Raw genomic sequence first — 14,793 nt, forward strand, 5'->3', positions numbered from 1 at the left:
AACCGGCAACGTCGCTCACGACAACACCTCAGCGCAAGCCCGCGAACAAGTCGTCCTCCAACCCGGCGGCTGGCGCGACGGAACCGTTCGTGCGGGCAAGGTGGTAATCCTCCCAGGGCCAAGTCTTTCGCTCGATCTCGCGCGAGTGAGCGAAAAACGGATGCCCCGGATCCATCTGCGTGGCGTGCGCGCGCAACGCCGCGTCCCGGGTCGCGAAGTGTTCTTCGCAGCGGACGCGGGCGGTCACGGTGAGCACGTCCGTCGGCGGCAGTTCGTCCAGAACCGGGCCCATCAACGACTCCTCACCAGCCGCGATCGTCGCCTCGTGCATGGCTGCGAACCAGGATCGGCTGAGGGTGGCCAGGTAGTAGAGCTTGCGCGGACTGCCGTCGTCGGATTCGTCGAACGCCGTGGTGGTGACCTCATGCGTGCGGATGTGGTCGGGGTGTGGATAACCGCCAGTCTCGTCATAGGTGACCACCACCTGTGGACGGAATTCCCGCATCAGCTCCAACAACGGCTTTGTCGCCTCCGCCAAGGGAATCTCCGCGAAGCTGCCAGCCGGGGAAGGCGTGGCCAAACCCGAGTCGACGTGGCCGAGGAATGTCTGGCGGATGCCAAGAATCCTTGCCGCGTCAGCCATTTCCCGCCGACGGATGGCAGGCAGATCCCGCCGGACGTCCTCTCGGTCCAAAGTTGGGTTGAGCACATCGCCGCGTTCGCCGCCGGTGCAGGTGGCTACCAGGACGTCGACGCCCTCGGCTGCGTAGCGGGCCAGAGTCGCGGCGCCTTTGCTTGATTCGTCGTCGGGGTGGGCGTGCACGGCCAAGAGGCGGAGCGTCATGCGCGGTTTCCTTTCGGGAAGAAGAGAGCGGGGACAAAGCTCAGCAGGGAAAGGCCAAGTGCCCAGGTGAACGTGGTGCCGAACGCGGCGGCACCGGGTGGTTGCGCGTGCAGAACCGCCACCAGAAGCGCCGTGCCCAGCGAGCCGCCGATGCGGTTGACGACGTTGATCGCGCTCGCCGCACGCGGGATTTGGCTGCGTTCCAGCGAGGTGTAGAGCATCGTCATCCCGGGCGTCGTGGTCGCGCCTAGGCCGAACCCACGGATCAGCAGCGAAATTGTCAACAGGGTCGGGCTGGGGGAATCGCCGAGCTGAGTGAAAGCGACCGTGCCCACGAGCGACAACCCGATGCCGGTGAGCATGACGGTTCGCGAGCCGAAGCGGTTCAGCAACTTTCCGCCCGCGATAAGGACGACGGCTGATCCCAATGCCTGTGGCGCGAGCAGGAGTCCAGCGGCGAAGGCGGACGTGTGCTGGATTTGTTGGTAGTAAAGCGGAAGCAGCAACATTGAGCTGTACAGCGACGCGCCCAGCAAGAAGGTGCTCGCGCTCGCGACAGTGAAAGCCTTGTGCGCGAACAACTTCAGATCAAGCAGCGGCGATTGCGCGCGCCGAGCGTGCCAGGCGTACGCGATCAGCAGCACGGCACCGGCGATGGCGAATGTGTTGGAACCTTCGCCTAGGCCGTAGCCGAGCGCGCCGAGTCCCGGCGGGAGCAGCAGGAGGCCGCGGACGTCGAGCGGATCGCGCGTGCCAGCGGGTTCCTCGCGCGGCAGCACCCGGACGGCGAGCAGCAAGGTGGCGACGCCGAACGGCACGAGCCCGAAGAACAGCCAGCGCCAGCCGAGGTCCTGGACGAGCGCACCGCCGAGCATCGGGCCGAGCACCGGCGCGACGGTCGCGGGCAGCGTGACGACGCCGATCATCCGGCCCAGTCGCGGACCGGCCGCCTGCGCGAAAATCGCCTGGCCGACCGGTTGCATGAGACCGCCGCCTAGACCATGCAGCACGCGGAACGCGATCAGCGCCGGAGCCGACCAGGCGAACCCGCACAGCACCGTCCCCAGCGTGAACAGCCCGACGGCCGCGATCCACACCTGACGGCCGCCGAACCGGTCGGAAAGCCAGCCGGACAGCGGAATGGTCAGCGAGGCGGCCAGCAGGTACGCGCTGGCCACCCACTGCACGGTCGGCAGCGAACTGTCCAGATCACGCGCCATCACGCCGATCCCGACCGACACGATCGTCGCGTCGAGGATCGACAGCACCGCGCCCAGGATCAGCACCCCGCCGAGCCGGCGAAGCCCGGCATCGGAGACCGGAGCCGCCGGAAGCTGCGTGGTCATTGCCTCACCCCCTTCATTAGGTCGGACCTGAGATTAGGTCGAACCTAGTTAATGGGTCAAGCACAATTTTAGGTCGGACCTAGTACACTGGGCGGGATGAGCCTCAGGGAGCAGAAGAAGCTGGAGACGCGGCAGACGATCTCGGCGGTGGCGACGCGGCTGTTCATCCAGCGCGGGTTCGACCAGGTGACGATCGCCGAGGTCGCGGAGGCGGCGCGAGTCGCCAAGATGACCGTCACGAATCACTTCAGCCGGAAGGAAGACCTGGTCTTCGACATCCGGAACGACTTCGTGGACTGGCCGGCGAACCTGGTCCGGGCCGACCCGGACACGCCGGCGCTGATCGCCGTACGGGACGGGTGCTTCGCGGAGCTGGACAAGGCGAGCGCGTTGCTCGGGTTCGCGGACGTGTCCTTCGTCCGGATGGTGCGCCAGAGCGAACGCCTCACGTCCGCGCTCCGGGACATGCACGTCGACCGGGAATTCGAGCTCTCCGCCGCGCTGCTCGACCGGCATCCGGACCGGGAGATGCTGTCGCGGACGGCCGGGGCGCACCTCACGTCAGTGCTGCGGCTTCTTCTCGACGACGTCTGGCGGCTGACCTGGCAGGACGTCAAGCCGGACGATCTGGTGGAGCAGATCCGGGATTCCGCGGCGGTCGCGTTCGGCCAGCTGGAACCGGCGCTCGGCGACCTTTAACGCGCAGCGCCGACCGGACGCGCGGTCCGCAGCTCCGGCTCCGGCGCGCCTTCGATCTTGAGCACGCGGAAGTCGCGCAGACGTTCCGGGGCGATCGGCATCAGCAGATCCGAGAACCGCCGGATCACCAGCGCGGTACCGATCGCGAGCACGGCCGCGGCGAGGTCGGTGAACGCGACCAGCAGGACGCTGTCCGCCATCGCCTGCACGCCCGGCCGGATCCGCCAGATGATCGTGACGATCAACAGGACCCAGTTCGCCACCCACGCACCCCACCAGCCGAGCACGAGCCGCGACGGCTTCGGCCGCTTGTCGCGGGACCGGCGGAGCACGGCGTGCTCCAGCTCGCTGACCACGGATAGCGCGAGCGGCAGGTTCACGATCGGCACCAGCACGCCCACGAGCACCTGCCAGACCGGCCGCGGCGGCGCTTCATCGGCCTCGTCGGCAGCCGCCTGCCGGGCGACCAGCAGCCACCAGACCGAGAGCCCGGCGGGGAGCAGCGAAAAGATCGTGGTGAGCAGGCCGGCGAGCATGACGAACGCGTCGGAGAACCCGACGACGCTGCTGTTCAGCGCGGAATCGCGGCTCTCCACGAGGAGCGCGTACCGCCAGATCTCCGCCCCGGCCGCGATCACGGCGAGAACGGCGAAAGTCCAGAGGATCGTGGTGAGGCTCCGCGCGAGCACCGGGATCCGGTCGATCGGCCGGATTTCGCCGGACGCGGTGCCGGGCACGTTCGTCGGCCGGCGCCAGGTCAGGTTCGGGAACCCCCAGCGCGGCGGCACCGGATAGGACGGCGGACCGGAGTAGGGCGTCGCGGGCACGGCACGCCGACGACGAACGACACTCGGCGGCGGGGACGCGACCCAACGCAACTTGGCCGCCCGCTTCGGCGGACTCGCCTGCGGTTGCTGCGGCGCGGGCCGGTGGATCGGACCTTGCGGAGCAGCGGTGAACGGGCGCGCGAACGCGGGGTGCGGCGGGTAGACCTGCGCCGGGTACTGCTGCTGGTACGGCTGGGCGAACTGCTGGCCAGGATGCACCGCCCCGGCTTGCTGCGGTGCCCAATGGCCGGGTTGCGGCGGCGGGCCCGACTGCCCATGCGGCGCGGGACCACCCTGGTGGCCGGATTGCGGTGGCGGGCCTGGCTGCCCGGGCGATACGGCAGCGCCCGGCTGTCCGGGCTGCGGCGCTGTGCCGGGCTGCCCAAGCTGCGCGGCACCACCCTGCTCGCCGAGCTGCGATGCCTGGCCTGGCTGCCCGGGCTGCGGTGCCAGGCCCGGTTGCCCATGCGATGCGGCACCGGGCTGCGGTGCCAGGCCCGGTTGCCCATGCGATGCGGCACCAGGCTGCGGTGCCAGACCCGGCTCTCCAGGCTGCGCGGCACCGGGTTGCGGCACCATGCCGGGCTGCCCGGGCTGCGCGGCACCACCTTGCTGACCGGGATACGGCTGCGCACCCTGTTGCCCGCCGCTGGGCTGGCCAGAATGCGATTGCGCGCCGAACTGCGGCACCGAGCCAGCCCAACCGGGGACAGGTCCGCCAGCCGGAGCGCCCGGCCCGACGTGCCCAACCCCAGCCCCGGTGCCGGTGCCGGTGCCAGTGCCAGTGCCGGGAGAACCGTGCCCAACCCCGCCGTGACCTGCGTCAACCGGCGGGGCACCGTCCCCCTCGTCCCGGCCGAAGCCAGGCACGAACGACGCCGGATCCGAGGATTCCGGCGGCTCGGGAACAGACTGGGCAGGCATCCGTCAGAGAACCTCGGGTTCAGCGTCGGGGTTTTCGCTCACCATGCGGCGGCCTTCGCGCGCCCAGGCTCCCATTCCGCCCGCGACGTTGACCGCGTCCCAGCCGCTCGCGTTCAGCCAGGCCGCGGCGCGCGCCGAGCGGCCGCCGGAGCGGCAGATGACGTAGACCGGGTTGTCCTCGGGGAATTCGGCGAGTTCGCCGACTCGCGCGGGCAGTTCGCCGAGCGGGATGTGCACCGCGGCGGGGGCGTGCCCGGCGGCCCACTCGTCGTCCTCGCGGACGTCGAGCAGTGCGACGTCCGCGGGCAGGTCGCGGACTTCAGCGGTCGGAATTTCAGCAGGGCTCACCACAGGTTCCATGCTCCCATGTCAGGACGTTGTACGCGTGTGAGGAACGCTAACCGCTAAGCCTTGCGGTGGCGTCCCCGGCCGGCCCGCAGTTTCTCGTCGGCCTGGCCGAACCGGGCGACCGCGCGGTCGCGCATCAGGCCGAGCGGGTCGGGGGCGTGCAGGCGCAGCATGATGTCGTTCACCAGTTCCGGGCGGCCGGACCTGGTCAGCCTGCTCACCACGTAGGTCGCCAGGAACGCCGAGGGCACCGAGATCAGCGCGGGCTGAATGGTGAACCACGGCATCTTGTCCCCGGTGTACTCGCACACGATGTTGTACGCCAGCGCGCCGAGCACCATCCCGCCGCCGACGACCATTCCCGCCAGCGCGCCCGGCCAGCTGAGCTTGCGCCACCAGATGCCGAGCAGCAGCAGCGGACTGAATGTGGACGCGGCGAGCGCGAACGTCATCCCGATCGAGAGCGAGATGTCCTCGGTGCGGAAGATCAGCGTGAGCGCCATCGGGCAGATCGCGACCAGCAACGCCGCGACCCGGAAGTCCTTGACCCGTCCCGGCAGCAGATCCGTCGACACCACGCCGGCCACGCTCACCAGCAGGCCCGAGCAGCTCGAGAGGAATGCCGCGAATGCGCCCGCAGCCGTCACCGCGGCGAGGATCTGCCCTGGCCAGCCCGGCAGCACCGCGGTCGGCAGCAACAGCACGGCCGCGTCGGTGTTGCCGGTGAGCAGCAGTTGCGGCACATACATCCGGGAGAGCGCGCCCAACATCGTCGGGAACAGGTAGAACAGCCCGAGCAGCAGGAGGACGTGCACGGTGGTGCGGCGCGCGGCCTTGCCGTCGGGGTTGGTGTAGAAGCGGACCAGCACGTGCGGCAGGCCCATGGTGCCGAGGAACAGCGCGAAGATCAGCGAGTACGTCTGCAGCAGGTCGGTGATGCCGTTCGACGCCGGATGCAGCCACGCGTCGTTCGACGTGGGCGCGTCGCTCACGACCGGCACCGGCGTTCCCGCGGCGAATTCCAGCGTCGTCCCCGCGGACACCTTGTGCGGCACGAGCGGCGACCAGCGCGCCATGCCGCCCGCGGGACCGTCGTCGATGTGGCCGTGTGCGTAGAAGAACGTCTCGGTGGTGACCTTCACGGTGACATCGGTCTGCACCGTCACCTTGGTGTCCGACGGGAACACCGGCGGCGCGGGCGCACCGAGCGCACGCACGCCGCCCGGGCCGCCGCCGGCAAAGAAAACCATGCACAGCACGAAAGTCGGCACGGCGATCGCGAACAGCTTCAGCCAGTACTGGAACGCCTGGACCACGGTGATCGCGCGCATCCCGCCGGAGATCACGTTGACCGCGACCAGGACGATGACGAGCAGCGCGCCCGCCCACGCCGGCACCGGAACGATCTGCGCGAGCGTCAAACCGGCGGCCTGCAACTGCGGGACCATGTACAGAATCCCGATGAACACCGCGCCCGCGGTCGCGAAGCGGCGCAGGCCTCGCGAACCGAGCCGGGCCTCCACGAAGTCCGGCAGCGTGTACGCACCGGATCGGCGCAGTGGCGCGGCGACGAACAGCATCAATGCGAGATACCCGGCGGTGAAACCGATCGGGTACCAGGTCGCGTCGGCGCCCTGTTTGAGCACCATGCCCGCGACACCGAGGAACGACGCCGCGGACAGGTATTCGCCGGAGATCGCCGCCGCGTTGCGGCTGGAGCGCACGGTTCGGCGGGCGACGAGGAAGTCGTGCGTGCTGGTGGCCCCGCGCGACGAACGGAAGCCAAGGTAGTAAGTCGCGAAGGCGACCAGCGCGAGGCCGGTCAACGTCCACGGGGTCAGCTGCACGGCGTGAATCCTCGCACGACCGCACGCTTCCGGGACGCGCCGCCACCAGCGAACGCATCCCCCGCGCGGGTCAGTTCTCGATCATGTCGACGAAGTCGCGTTCGTGCCGCTCGGCGAGCCGGTTGTACCAGAGGCCGACGGCGAAAAGGAACGGGAACGGAAGCAGGCCGAGCACGAGCCACGGGATCGGGATGCCGATCACGGTGAACCGCGCGACCGCGGGGAGGAAATAGAACAGCGCGGGCAGCATCCCGAGCACGACCAGCACGAGCACCGCCAGCCACACCGACGTGCGCAACTGGACCTTCACCAGGTCGCGGACCAGCAGTTTTCCCCAGCTGGTCTGTTCTTCCAGCTCGACCCGCCCGCGCATCCGCGCCGACGACTGCCGCGAATCGGCGAGCACCACGCGTTCCCGTTTCGGCCGCACGTGCGCGGGTTCGCTGGAGCGCGGGACCGGTTCGGGAGCGGGCGGCACCGGTTCGACCACCGCGCGGTCCTCCGGCCGCACGCCCAGCGTCGGGTCCGGTTTGCGGACTCCGTTCTCGAGCCGGTGGTAGGGGTCTTCGGGCGAGGACATCGACGGCTAGCCGCCCCGGCCGGAACCGACGATGCGGTCCTTCAGCGCCCGGGTGTGCCTGCGGCTGACCGGCAGCACTTTCTCCTCGTTGCCGATCACGACCTGGTAGCCGCCCTGGCCCATCCGCATTTCGGTGATCAGCGGCAGCGCGACCAGGAAGGACCGGTGAATCCGCACGAATCCGGCCTTCTCCCAGCGTTCTTCCAGCTGGGCGAGCGGGATCCGGACGAGGTGGCTGCCCTCGGTGGTGAACAGTCGCGCGTAGTCGCCCTGCGCTTCCACCCAGCGGACCGACGAGCGCGGGATCAGCTTCGTGGTGCCCGCCAGTTCGACCGGGATGACCTCGTCGTCGGTCTTCACCGGCTCGGCCCCGCCCTGGCCGGCGGGCGGGCCCGTGACCGTGGCCAGCTTCTCGCGCACCCGCGCGACCGACCGGTCGAGCCGGTCCTGCTGGAACGGCTTGAGGACGTAGTCGACCGCGCCGAGGTCGAACGCGTTCACTGCTTCCTCGGCGTGCCCGGTGACGAACACCAGTACCGGCGACGGGTTCATCGCCGCGATCACGCGCGACATCTCCATGCCGGACAGGCCGGGCATGTCGATGTCGGCGAACACGGCGTCGACCGTCGGCAGGCCGCTTGCCCGCCGGGCAGCCAGTTCCGGGTCGTCGTGCGAGAACAGCCGCAGCGCGTCGGAGGCGTCCGAGGCCTGGAAAACGCGGTGGATGTGCGGGTTGTTCTGGAGTCCGTGGCTGAGTTCGTCCAGCCCGGCCAGCTCGTCGTCCACGGCAAGGACGATGAGTTTCCGGGTGTCGTCGTGAGCACTCACAGTGAGACGCATCCTGCCGATTGCGAGGTGCATTGTCCAGACCCCAGCCGAGAGTACCGCTTGTGAGTGGCGTACCGGAGTCGCCGCTCACCTCCGGTCAGAGCCCGAAACGCGACCAGGCCGCCTTCGTGGTCACCGCGTCCAGCAGCGCGCTCGCCGCCGCGGGCGCCCCGATCCCGAGCCGGGCGAGCAGCGGTTTCTTCGGCTCCGCCACGGAAATCTCGGCGTCCGGGTACCGCTTGCGGACGATCTCGCGCAGCGAACCGAGCCCGTCGACGAGCCCGAGGTCGACGGCTTTTTGTCCGAGCCAGACGTCCCCGGTGAACAGATCGGTGGAATCGGTGAGCCGGTCGCCGCGCCGTTCCTTGACCCATTCGACGAACAGTTCGTGCAGCTGGCTGTGCATGTTTTTCAGCCACTCGACGTCCTCGGGCTTCTCCGGGCTGAACGGGTCGAGCCGCGATTTGTTCGCGCCCGCGGTGTGCAGCCTGCGCTCGATGCCGAAGCGTTCGAGCAGCCCGGTGAACCCGAAGCCGCCGCTGATGACGCCGATCGAGCCGACCATGGACGTCCGGTGCGCGTAGATCTCGTCGGCCGCGCAGGCCAGCCAGTACCCGCCGGAAGCGGCGATGTCCTCGGCGAAGGCGAGGACGGGCACGCCCTTTTCGTCGGCCAGCTGCCGGACCCGCTCCGCGACCAGCCCGGACTGCGTCGGCGCACCGCCCGGCGAGTTGATCTGCAACGCGACGGCCTTGAGCCGGTCGTGCGCGAACGCCCTGGTGAGCGCGGATTCGACGGCGCCGAGGTTGATCGCACCGCGAGCCAGCGGCGACGGCGACGGCGTGATCACCCCGTGCAGCTTCACGACGGCGACCACGTCCTTGCGGTCGCCCCGGTCGCCGAGCACGGGAAGGCGGGAAGTCAGCTTGTCGGTCACGCTCATCTGCCCAGGCTAACCAGTTCAGTGCGCGGGCAGCATTCCCGAACGCGAGCCGTGCACTCCGTCGGGTTCCGGTTCCGGCTCGACCGGAGCCATCGGCTGCTGCGGCACGTCAGCGGAGTAGTCCGGCATGTTCGGCCGCACGCCGAGCTTGAACTTCGGCACCCGCAACGCGACCTTCATCCCCGCCCCGGGCGCGGTCTCGACGGTGAGCGCGTAATCCTCGCCGAACACCTGCCGCATGCGCTGGTTGATGTTGCCGAGCCCGACGTGCGCACCGGTGCGATGCGCGTTGCGCAGATCGGTGAGCTGCCGCGGGTCCATGCCGATGCCGTCGTCCTCGACCGTGATCAGCGCTTCGTGCCCATCGTCCCGCGCGATCACCGTGACGCACCCGCCGCTCGGCTTGCTGGCCAGACCGTGTTTGACGGCGTTCTCGACGAGCGGCTGAATGATCAGGAACGGCACGACGACGCTGAGCACCTCGGGCGCGATCTTCATCCGCACCTCGAGCCGGCCGCCGAACCTCGCGTTTTCGATGGTCAGGTACCGGTCGATGTTGCGCAGTTCCTCGGCGAGCGTGGTGTACATGCCGGAGGTGCGGAACGAGTAGCGCGTGAAGTCCGCGAAGTCTTGGAGGAGTTCGCGCGCTTCCTCCGGATCGGTGCGGATGAGCGCGGAGATGGTGTTGAGCGCGTTGTAGACGAAGTGCGGCGAGATCTGCGCGCGCAGTGCTTTGATTTCCGCCTGCTGCAGCTGATTGCGCGATTCTTCAAGCCGCGCGAGCTCGAACTGCGTGCAGACGAACTGGCCCACCGCCTCAGCCATCTGCACCAGCTTGCCGCGCGTGCGCCCGACGACGATCAGCGTCGCCTCGGCCTCGCCCTCAACAAGAATGGGAACGATCGCGGCGGTCTTCATCTTGCAGGTGCCCCGGTGATTGCAGGGCATCTTGTTGTGATCAGCGACGGCGCGCCGGTGCTTGCGCAACGCGGTCCCGATGTCCTCGACGACGTCCAGGTAATGATCGGTGGCCTCGCCCGCCCAGGACAGCAGCGTGCCTTCACTGTCGGTGATGCCGACGGCGAGACAATCGAGCACCTCGAGCAGCTCCGCCGTCATCCGGTTGGCGGCCTCCTCGTCGAGCCCCGCCCGCAAGTTGGGCGTGGCCTTGGACATCCGGTGAACGGCCTGGAGAACGGCGTCCTGGATGACCCCCTTGGGCCGGCGCGCCCGGAAGGCGAGGACCAGCACCACGATCACCAGGATGCCGACCAGAACCCACGGGACGACCAGCGCATAGGGGAAGTCGGACACGACGTCCATGCTCTGCGCTCGACCGACCGGGTGCAAGGTCTGCTCCCCACTTTCTGTCCAGTAGCGACGCCGAGAGTGGGCAAACCCTACCGTCACTCCCGGTGAGCGTGAGGATCTTGCGCCATTCGAGTGGTGGCGGTGGCTGTGGGGCGCCGATGGGTGGAGTGGAGGGACCCTTCATGACTACGGAACGTTAGGGGTGAAGGGACCCTTCATTGCTTGCTAGTGCGGATGAGGGTTCTTAGTGGTTTCGGGATGGATTCGCGGGGCGGCCCTTCCGGTAATTTGGGCTCGGCGCTGCCCTCCTGGCAATTCGGGCCTGGGGGCCGGTTGTCCTGGCAACTGGGGGCGGCCTTCGCGGCAATTCGGGCCCCGGGGCGGCTGTCCTGGCAACCGCGGGCGGACCTCCTGGCAATTCGGACCCCCGGGCTGCTCGCCTGGCGTCCCCCGGCGATTCGAACCCCGGGGCCGCTCTCCCGGCAACCGCGGGCGGCCCTCCCGGCAATGCCGAGTGCTGGCTGCCTCGTCAGCGGCTTCTCGCACGCGGAGCGTGCGGCCAAGTGTCGTGAGGGGAACCCTCACGGAATCTGATTCCCTGAAGGGGCCCCTCACGACACCCGCGCTGCGCCCCTCGCAACCCGTGCAACTCCCTCACAACCACCTTGTTCCCTCACGACACCGCGTTCCCTCACGACACCGCGATGATCTTGGCGCGAAGCACGCAGAGAATCCCTCCGGAGGAGCCCTTCACTCGCGAGACCAGGTGCCCCACCACCCGCCTCGAAGTCTCTCCGTGGCCACGCCCCGCGATGCGGACGTCGAAGCATTCAGAGAACCAACCGCAGCCGATGCACCCAACGATCGGTGCACCCACACCACCCCCGCACCCCGATACGACGCCAAAATGCGGTCTGGGGGTGCTTGTCAAGGCATCTTTCCAGCCTTGACAAGCACCCCCAGACCGTCATCACAATCAAGCTTCGGGGTGCCCCACCGCACTCCCCAAAAGCAATGTCGCCGCCAGGCGACGAGCCGCCCACAACAGACGCAGAACTACTTCAACAACCGAGACATCCGCCGATCAGCCAACGGCTTCCCGCCAGTCTGACAAGTCGCGCAATACTGAAACGACTTATCCGCAAACGAAATCTCCCGCACAGTATCCCCGCAAACCGGGCAGGGAAGCCCAGTCCGAGCATGCACCCGCAGCCCAGACCGCTTCTCCCCCTTCAACCGCGCGGCCTTCTGCCCCACCGACCGCGACACAGCGTCCGTCTCCACCTCGCGGATCGCCTCGGCCAGGACCTCCAACGCGCCCTCGTCCAGCTTCCCCACGGTCGCATAAGGCGACAACTTCGCCCGATGCATGATCTCGTCCGAATAAGCGTTCCCGATCCCCGCGATCAACGACTGATCAGTCAACGCCCACTTCAGCCGAGTCCCCTTCCCCTGGAACAACTCCCGCAACTGCGAAGCATCAATCGCCAGCGCGTCCGGCCCCAGCCGCGCCACGCTCGCCACCTCGGACGGGTCCGCGACGATCCACACCGCCAGGCCCTTCTTCGTCCCCGCCTCGGTGAGATCGAAGCCAGGACCGGAAGCCGACTCCAGATGCACCCGCAGCGAGATCGGCCCCTTGCCCGGCTTCAACGGAGCCGGGGACAGCCCGTCCGACCAGCGCAGCCAGCCAGCGCGCGCCAGGTGCACCACCAGGTGCAAATCGCCCAGCACGACATCCAGATGCTTGCCGTGCCGAGTCGCGTCGGTGATTTCGCGGCCGTGCAGCTCGGTGTACGGCGGCACCGCGGTCTTCAGCACGCTCAGCGACGCGACGTCGAGCCGGAAAACGGTGCTTCCCACGGCGTGTTCGCGCAGGTGGTGGGCCAGTGCTTCGACCTCGGGCAACTCGGGCATGGCACCAGTCTCGCGCGCCGGCCCGGTTCCGGCCAGGTCTATTCGACCGGGTGCAGCGGACCGTCGAAGTCCGGCAGCGAATGCCTCTGGATCGTCTTCGAGATCCGCTTCACCTCGCCGGACACGGTGAACATGCCGCGGATCGTGCCGACCCAGCGCTCCGACGGCCGGTCGCCCGCGACGTCGCCCTCGGTCTCGGCGACCACCGTCCACGGGCGGCGCAGGATCCACCGCAGCGGGAAGAACAACACCACCAGCAGCAACGCCAGCAGCACCCACGCGGGCACCTTCACGACATCCGGGGTCCAGACCACCAGCGCGATCACCAGGAACCCCATGACCACGATCATCGCGATGCCAGGTCCGTAACTGCCCGCGACGTCGTGTTCGAAATCGTCAGCGGTGGCGGGAGCCCGCCACTCCATCTGGGCACGGACCACCCAATGGCGACCGTCTTCGCCGCGCACCAGCCGGTTCATCCTGTTGCCTCCCGGGCGACGTCGAACTCGCTCAACGTTACCGTGACCGTGCCGTCCAGCGCGAGGCGCTCACTGAGAGTTACTGGCGGTTTGCCGGGTTTTGGCTGTTCGGGAGCTTGCGTCCGCTGAGGAATCGGCCGAACCGGTGACATCGTTCCCGGACGTGGAGTCCGTCTTGGCCGACTTCGAAGACTCGGCAGACTTCGAAGACTTGGTCGACTCGACCGGCTTGGAAGACTTCGGGCAGTCGGACGACTCGGCCGAACTGGAAGACCGCGGAGCAGCCGACGCGTCGTGTCGCGACCCGGTCGGCGTGGTCGTGACCGACGGCGGCACGTACGAATCCGGCGAAGGCACGTACGACGAGGGCGGAGGAGCGTACGACGAAGGACTCGTGTCGTCCGTCGTCGTGCTCAGCACGCCCGGGCTCGACGAGTTCGTGGACGTGTCCAGATCCGACCGCGACTCCGTGCTCGACGACCGGCTCGTCATCGGCGATTCCGTACGGCTGCCGTCCTGGCTCGGAAGATCATCCCGCGGCGTCGAACCAGTCGAACCAGTCGACCCGGCCGAATCCGACGTCGACGAGGACTGCTCCCCGGACGCCGCCTGATGCACCGGCGGCAAATGCGGCACCTCGGCCACGCCCAAATGCTGCGAAACCCCCGGATGAACCCCCACGTGCGCGGGCCGCGCGCTGCCGTTCAGCTGCCCGGAAATGACCCGCGGACCCTGCTGCGCCGGCGGCGGAGGCGGCTGCGGCGGCTGCAACGCCAGCTCCGGCGCACCCCCGCCCAACCCGACGTCCTGCACCGGATGCGACCCGAACACCAGCGGACCGGCGGTCAAGCTCACCGCACCCGCCGCCGCGGTCGACGCCAGCGCCAGCCCCACCTTCACCTTCGAGCCGAACACCACGCTCTTCACCGTCGCGACCGCGCCAGCGGCCTTGCCGACCCCGGCCAGCGCCGGCACCGCGAGCACCAGCACCCCGGCATGCGCCCGCAACGACGAACACACATCCCGCAGCTCGTCCTGCGTCGCCCGGCACGACGGACACCCCAGCAAATGCGCCTTGATCCGTTCCGCCTCCGCGCCGGTGACGCTGCCCGCGGTGAACCCGCCCAGCTTCTCCACCACCGCGCGGCACGTCTCCGGACCCCGGTTCACCGACAAATGCGCCTGCAGATACGCCGCCCGCAACCCCTGCCGCGCCCGCCGCGCCAACGCCGCCGTCGCATTCGCCGACAAGCCGAAATGCGGAGCCACCATCGCCGGCTGCTCGCCCTCGACCTCGGTCTGCCACAGCACCGTCCGCCACCGCTCCGGCAAACTCGTGAACGCCGTCGTGATCAACGTGTGCTCAGCTGTCCGCGCGGGCGTGTCCACCCCGGCGCCCGCCCGGAACGTCAACTCGTCGTCAGTCACCGGGACATCGCGCCGAGCGCCATGCCACTCCCACGACACCCGGCGCGCGACCGTCAGCAAATAAGCCCGGATGTAATCCCGCGGACCCGCGCCGCGGCGCAACGCCTGCAGCACGCGGAAGAAAGTCTCCGCTGTGATGTCTTCAGCTTCGGAACGATCCGCCGCCAGACTCTGCGCCAATCTGCGCACGGCCGCGGCATGCAGCTCGAACAACTCCCCGAACGCGGCATCCTCGCCGTCGCGCAGCCGCTTCAAAAGTGCCTGCTCGTCGGATTCCGAGGCCGCTGGTGGCGGCGCCGTGCCCAGCTCGGTCATCCGGCAAGGCACCTCCTCCCCCGAAGGACTCACCACTGAAGTCGATTGGGGACACCATACGGAGCAGAGCGCCCGTCGTCACCCCTTGTGCGCTCGACGTGACGCGCAAGCACCACATCTCAGCAGGTCCACGCCAATAACGGGGCCCCCGAAAGTG

Annotated in this window: 13 protein-coding genes; 1 reads left to right on the forward strand and 12 read right to left on the reverse strand. The window is 68.7% G+C overall.

Annotated features, from left to right (window positions below; translation table 11 throughout):
* Window positions 1-28: 28 nt before the first annotated feature.
* Complete coding sequence (gene mca, locus EIZ44_RS06530; protein ID WP_134727989.1) at window positions 29-844, reverse strand: mycothiol conjugate amidase Mca; 816 nt, start codon at window positions 842-844, stop codon at window positions 29-31.
* Entirely contained in the window at window positions 841-2,190 is a 1,350-nt protein-coding gene (locus EIZ44_RS06535) for an MDR family MFS transporter (RefSeq protein ID WP_134727990.1), read from the reverse strand. The genes mca and EIZ44_RS06535 overlap by 4 nt, the downstream gene beginning before the upstream one ends.
* A 96-nt stretch (window positions 2,191-2,286) precedes the next feature.
* Here EIZ44_RS06535 and EIZ44_RS06540 point away from each other — a divergent pair, with 96 nt between their 5' ends.
* Window positions 2,287-2,889 carry a TetR/AcrR family transcriptional regulator gene (locus EIZ44_RS06540; RefSeq protein ID WP_134727991.1) on the forward strand — a complete coding sequence of 201 codons (603 nt, stop codon included), beginning with the start codon at window positions 2,287-2,289 and terminating at the stop codon, window positions 2,887-2,889.
* On the opposite strand, the gene EIZ44_RS06545 is transcribed toward EIZ44_RS06540, so the two are convergent.
* The 10 genes from EIZ44_RS06545 to EIZ44_RS06590 form a co-directional block, all read right to left on the reverse strand.
* Window positions 2,886-3,824: a DUF4328 domain-containing protein gene (locus EIZ44_RS06545; RefSeq protein WP_167754022.1), complete on the reverse strand. Its 939-nt coding sequence runs from the start codon at window positions 3,822-3,824 to the stop codon at window positions 2,886-2,888. The genes EIZ44_RS06540 and EIZ44_RS06545 overlap by 4 nt on opposite strands.
* A gap of 819 nt (window positions 3,825-4,643) precedes the next feature.
* Window positions 4,644-5,000, reverse strand: a complete 357-nt coding sequence (locus tag EIZ44_RS06550; protein WP_037806963.1) for a rhodanese-like domain-containing protein — start codon at window positions 4,998-5,000, stop codon at window positions 4,644-4,646.
* 44 nt (window positions 5,001-5,044) lie between these two features.
* A complete protein-coding gene (locus tag EIZ44_RS06555) occupies window positions 5,045-6,835 on the reverse strand; it encodes a sodium/solute symporter (protein ID WP_037806961.1) in 1,791 nt (596 codons plus the stop codon).
* Between the two features lie 70 nt (window positions 6,836-6,905).
* Window positions 6,906-7,415, reverse strand: a complete 510-nt coding sequence (locus EIZ44_RS06560; protein ID WP_037806959.1) for a hypothetical protein — start codon at window positions 7,413-7,415, stop codon at window positions 6,906-6,908.
* A 6-nt stretch (window positions 7,416-7,421) separates the two neighbouring features.
* Entirely contained in the window at window positions 7,422-8,255 is an 834-nt protein-coding gene (locus EIZ44_RS06565; protein WP_167754006.1) for a LytR/AlgR family response regulator transcription factor, read from the reverse strand.
* An 85-nt stretch (window positions 8,256-8,340) separates the two neighbouring features.
* Window positions 8,341-9,186 (reverse strand): S49 family peptidase, encoded by an 846-nt coding sequence (locus EIZ44_RS06570; RefSeq protein WP_134727992.1) that lies wholly within the window; start codon window positions 9,184-9,186, stop codon window positions 8,341-8,343.
* An 18-nt stretch (window positions 9,187-9,204) separates the two neighbouring features.
* Window positions 9,205-10,509 (reverse strand): sensor histidine kinase, encoded by a 1,305-nt coding sequence (locus EIZ44_RS06575; RefSeq protein ID WP_037806955.1) that lies wholly within the window; start codon window positions 10,507-10,509, stop codon window positions 9,205-9,207.
* A gap of 1,044 nt (window positions 10,510-11,553) precedes the next feature.
* A complete protein-coding gene (locus EIZ44_RS06580; protein ID WP_037806953.1) occupies window positions 11,554-12,414 on the reverse strand; it encodes a DNA-formamidopyrimidine glycosylase family protein in 861 nt (286 codons plus the stop codon).
* A gap of 38 nt (window positions 12,415-12,452) precedes the next feature.
* Window positions 12,453-12,893: a DUF983 domain-containing protein gene (locus tag EIZ44_RS06585; protein ID WP_009085725.1), complete on the reverse strand. Its 441-nt coding sequence runs from the start codon at window positions 12,891-12,893 to the stop codon at window positions 12,453-12,455.
* Between the two features lie 69 nt (window positions 12,894-12,962).
* Entirely contained in the window at window positions 12,963-14,636 is a 1,674-nt protein-coding gene (locus EIZ44_RS06590; protein WP_134727993.1) for a zf-HC2 domain-containing protein, read from the reverse strand.
* Window positions 14,637-14,793: the final 157 nt, after the last annotated feature.

Source organism: Amycolatopsis nivea (assembly GCF_004522235.1).
GTDB classification, from domain to species: domain Bacteria; phylum Actinomycetota; class Actinomycetes; order Mycobacteriales; family Pseudonocardiaceae; genus Amycolatopsis; species Amycolatopsis nivea.

Excerpts from the sequence above, each read along its gene's own strand:
- EIZ44_RS06575 (WP_037806955.1), bottom strand. The coding sequence starts at position 10,509 with ATGGACGTCGTGTCCGACTTCCCCTATGCGCTGGTCGTCCCGTGGGTT.
- EIZ44_RS06570 (WP_134727992.1), bottom strand. The coding sequence starts at position 9,186 with ATGAGCGTGACCGACAAGCTGACTTCCCGCCTTCCCGTGCTCGGCGAC.
- mca (WP_134727989.1), bottom strand. The coding sequence starts at position 844 with ATGACGCTCCGCCTCTTGGCCGTGCACGCCCACCCCGACGACGAATCA.
- EIZ44_RS06550 (WP_037806963.1), bottom strand. The coding sequence starts at position 5,000 with ATGGAACCTGTGGTGAGCCCTGCTGAAATTCCGACCGCTGAAGTCCGC.
- EIZ44_RS06590 (WP_134727993.1), bottom strand. The coding sequence starts at position 14,636 with ATGACCGAGCTGGGCACGGCGCCGCCACCAGCGGCCTCGGAATCCGAC.
- EIZ44_RS06565 (WP_167754006.1), bottom strand. The coding sequence starts at position 8,255 with ATGCGTCTCACTGTGAGTGCTCACGACGACACCCGGAAACTCATCGTC.
- EIZ44_RS06535 (WP_134727990.1), bottom strand. The coding sequence starts at position 2,190 with ATGACCACGCAGCTTCCGGCGGCTCCGGTCTCCGATGCCGGGCTTCGC.
- EIZ44_RS06560 (WP_037806959.1), bottom strand. The coding sequence starts at position 7,415 with ATGTCCTCGCCCGAAGACCCCTACCACCGGCTCGAGAACGGAGTCCGC.
- EIZ44_RS06540 (WP_134727991.1), top strand. The coding sequence starts at position 2,287 with ATGAGCCTCAGGGAGCAGAAGAAGCTGGAGACGCGGCAGACGATCTCG.
- EIZ44_RS06580 (WP_037806953.1), bottom strand. The coding sequence starts at position 12,414 with ATGCCCGAGTTGCCCGAGGTCGAAGCACTGGCCCACCACCTGCGCGAA.
- EIZ44_RS06585 (WP_009085725.1), bottom strand. The coding sequence starts at position 12,893 with ATGAACCGGCTGGTGCGCGGCGAAGACGGTCGCCATTGGGTGGTCCGT.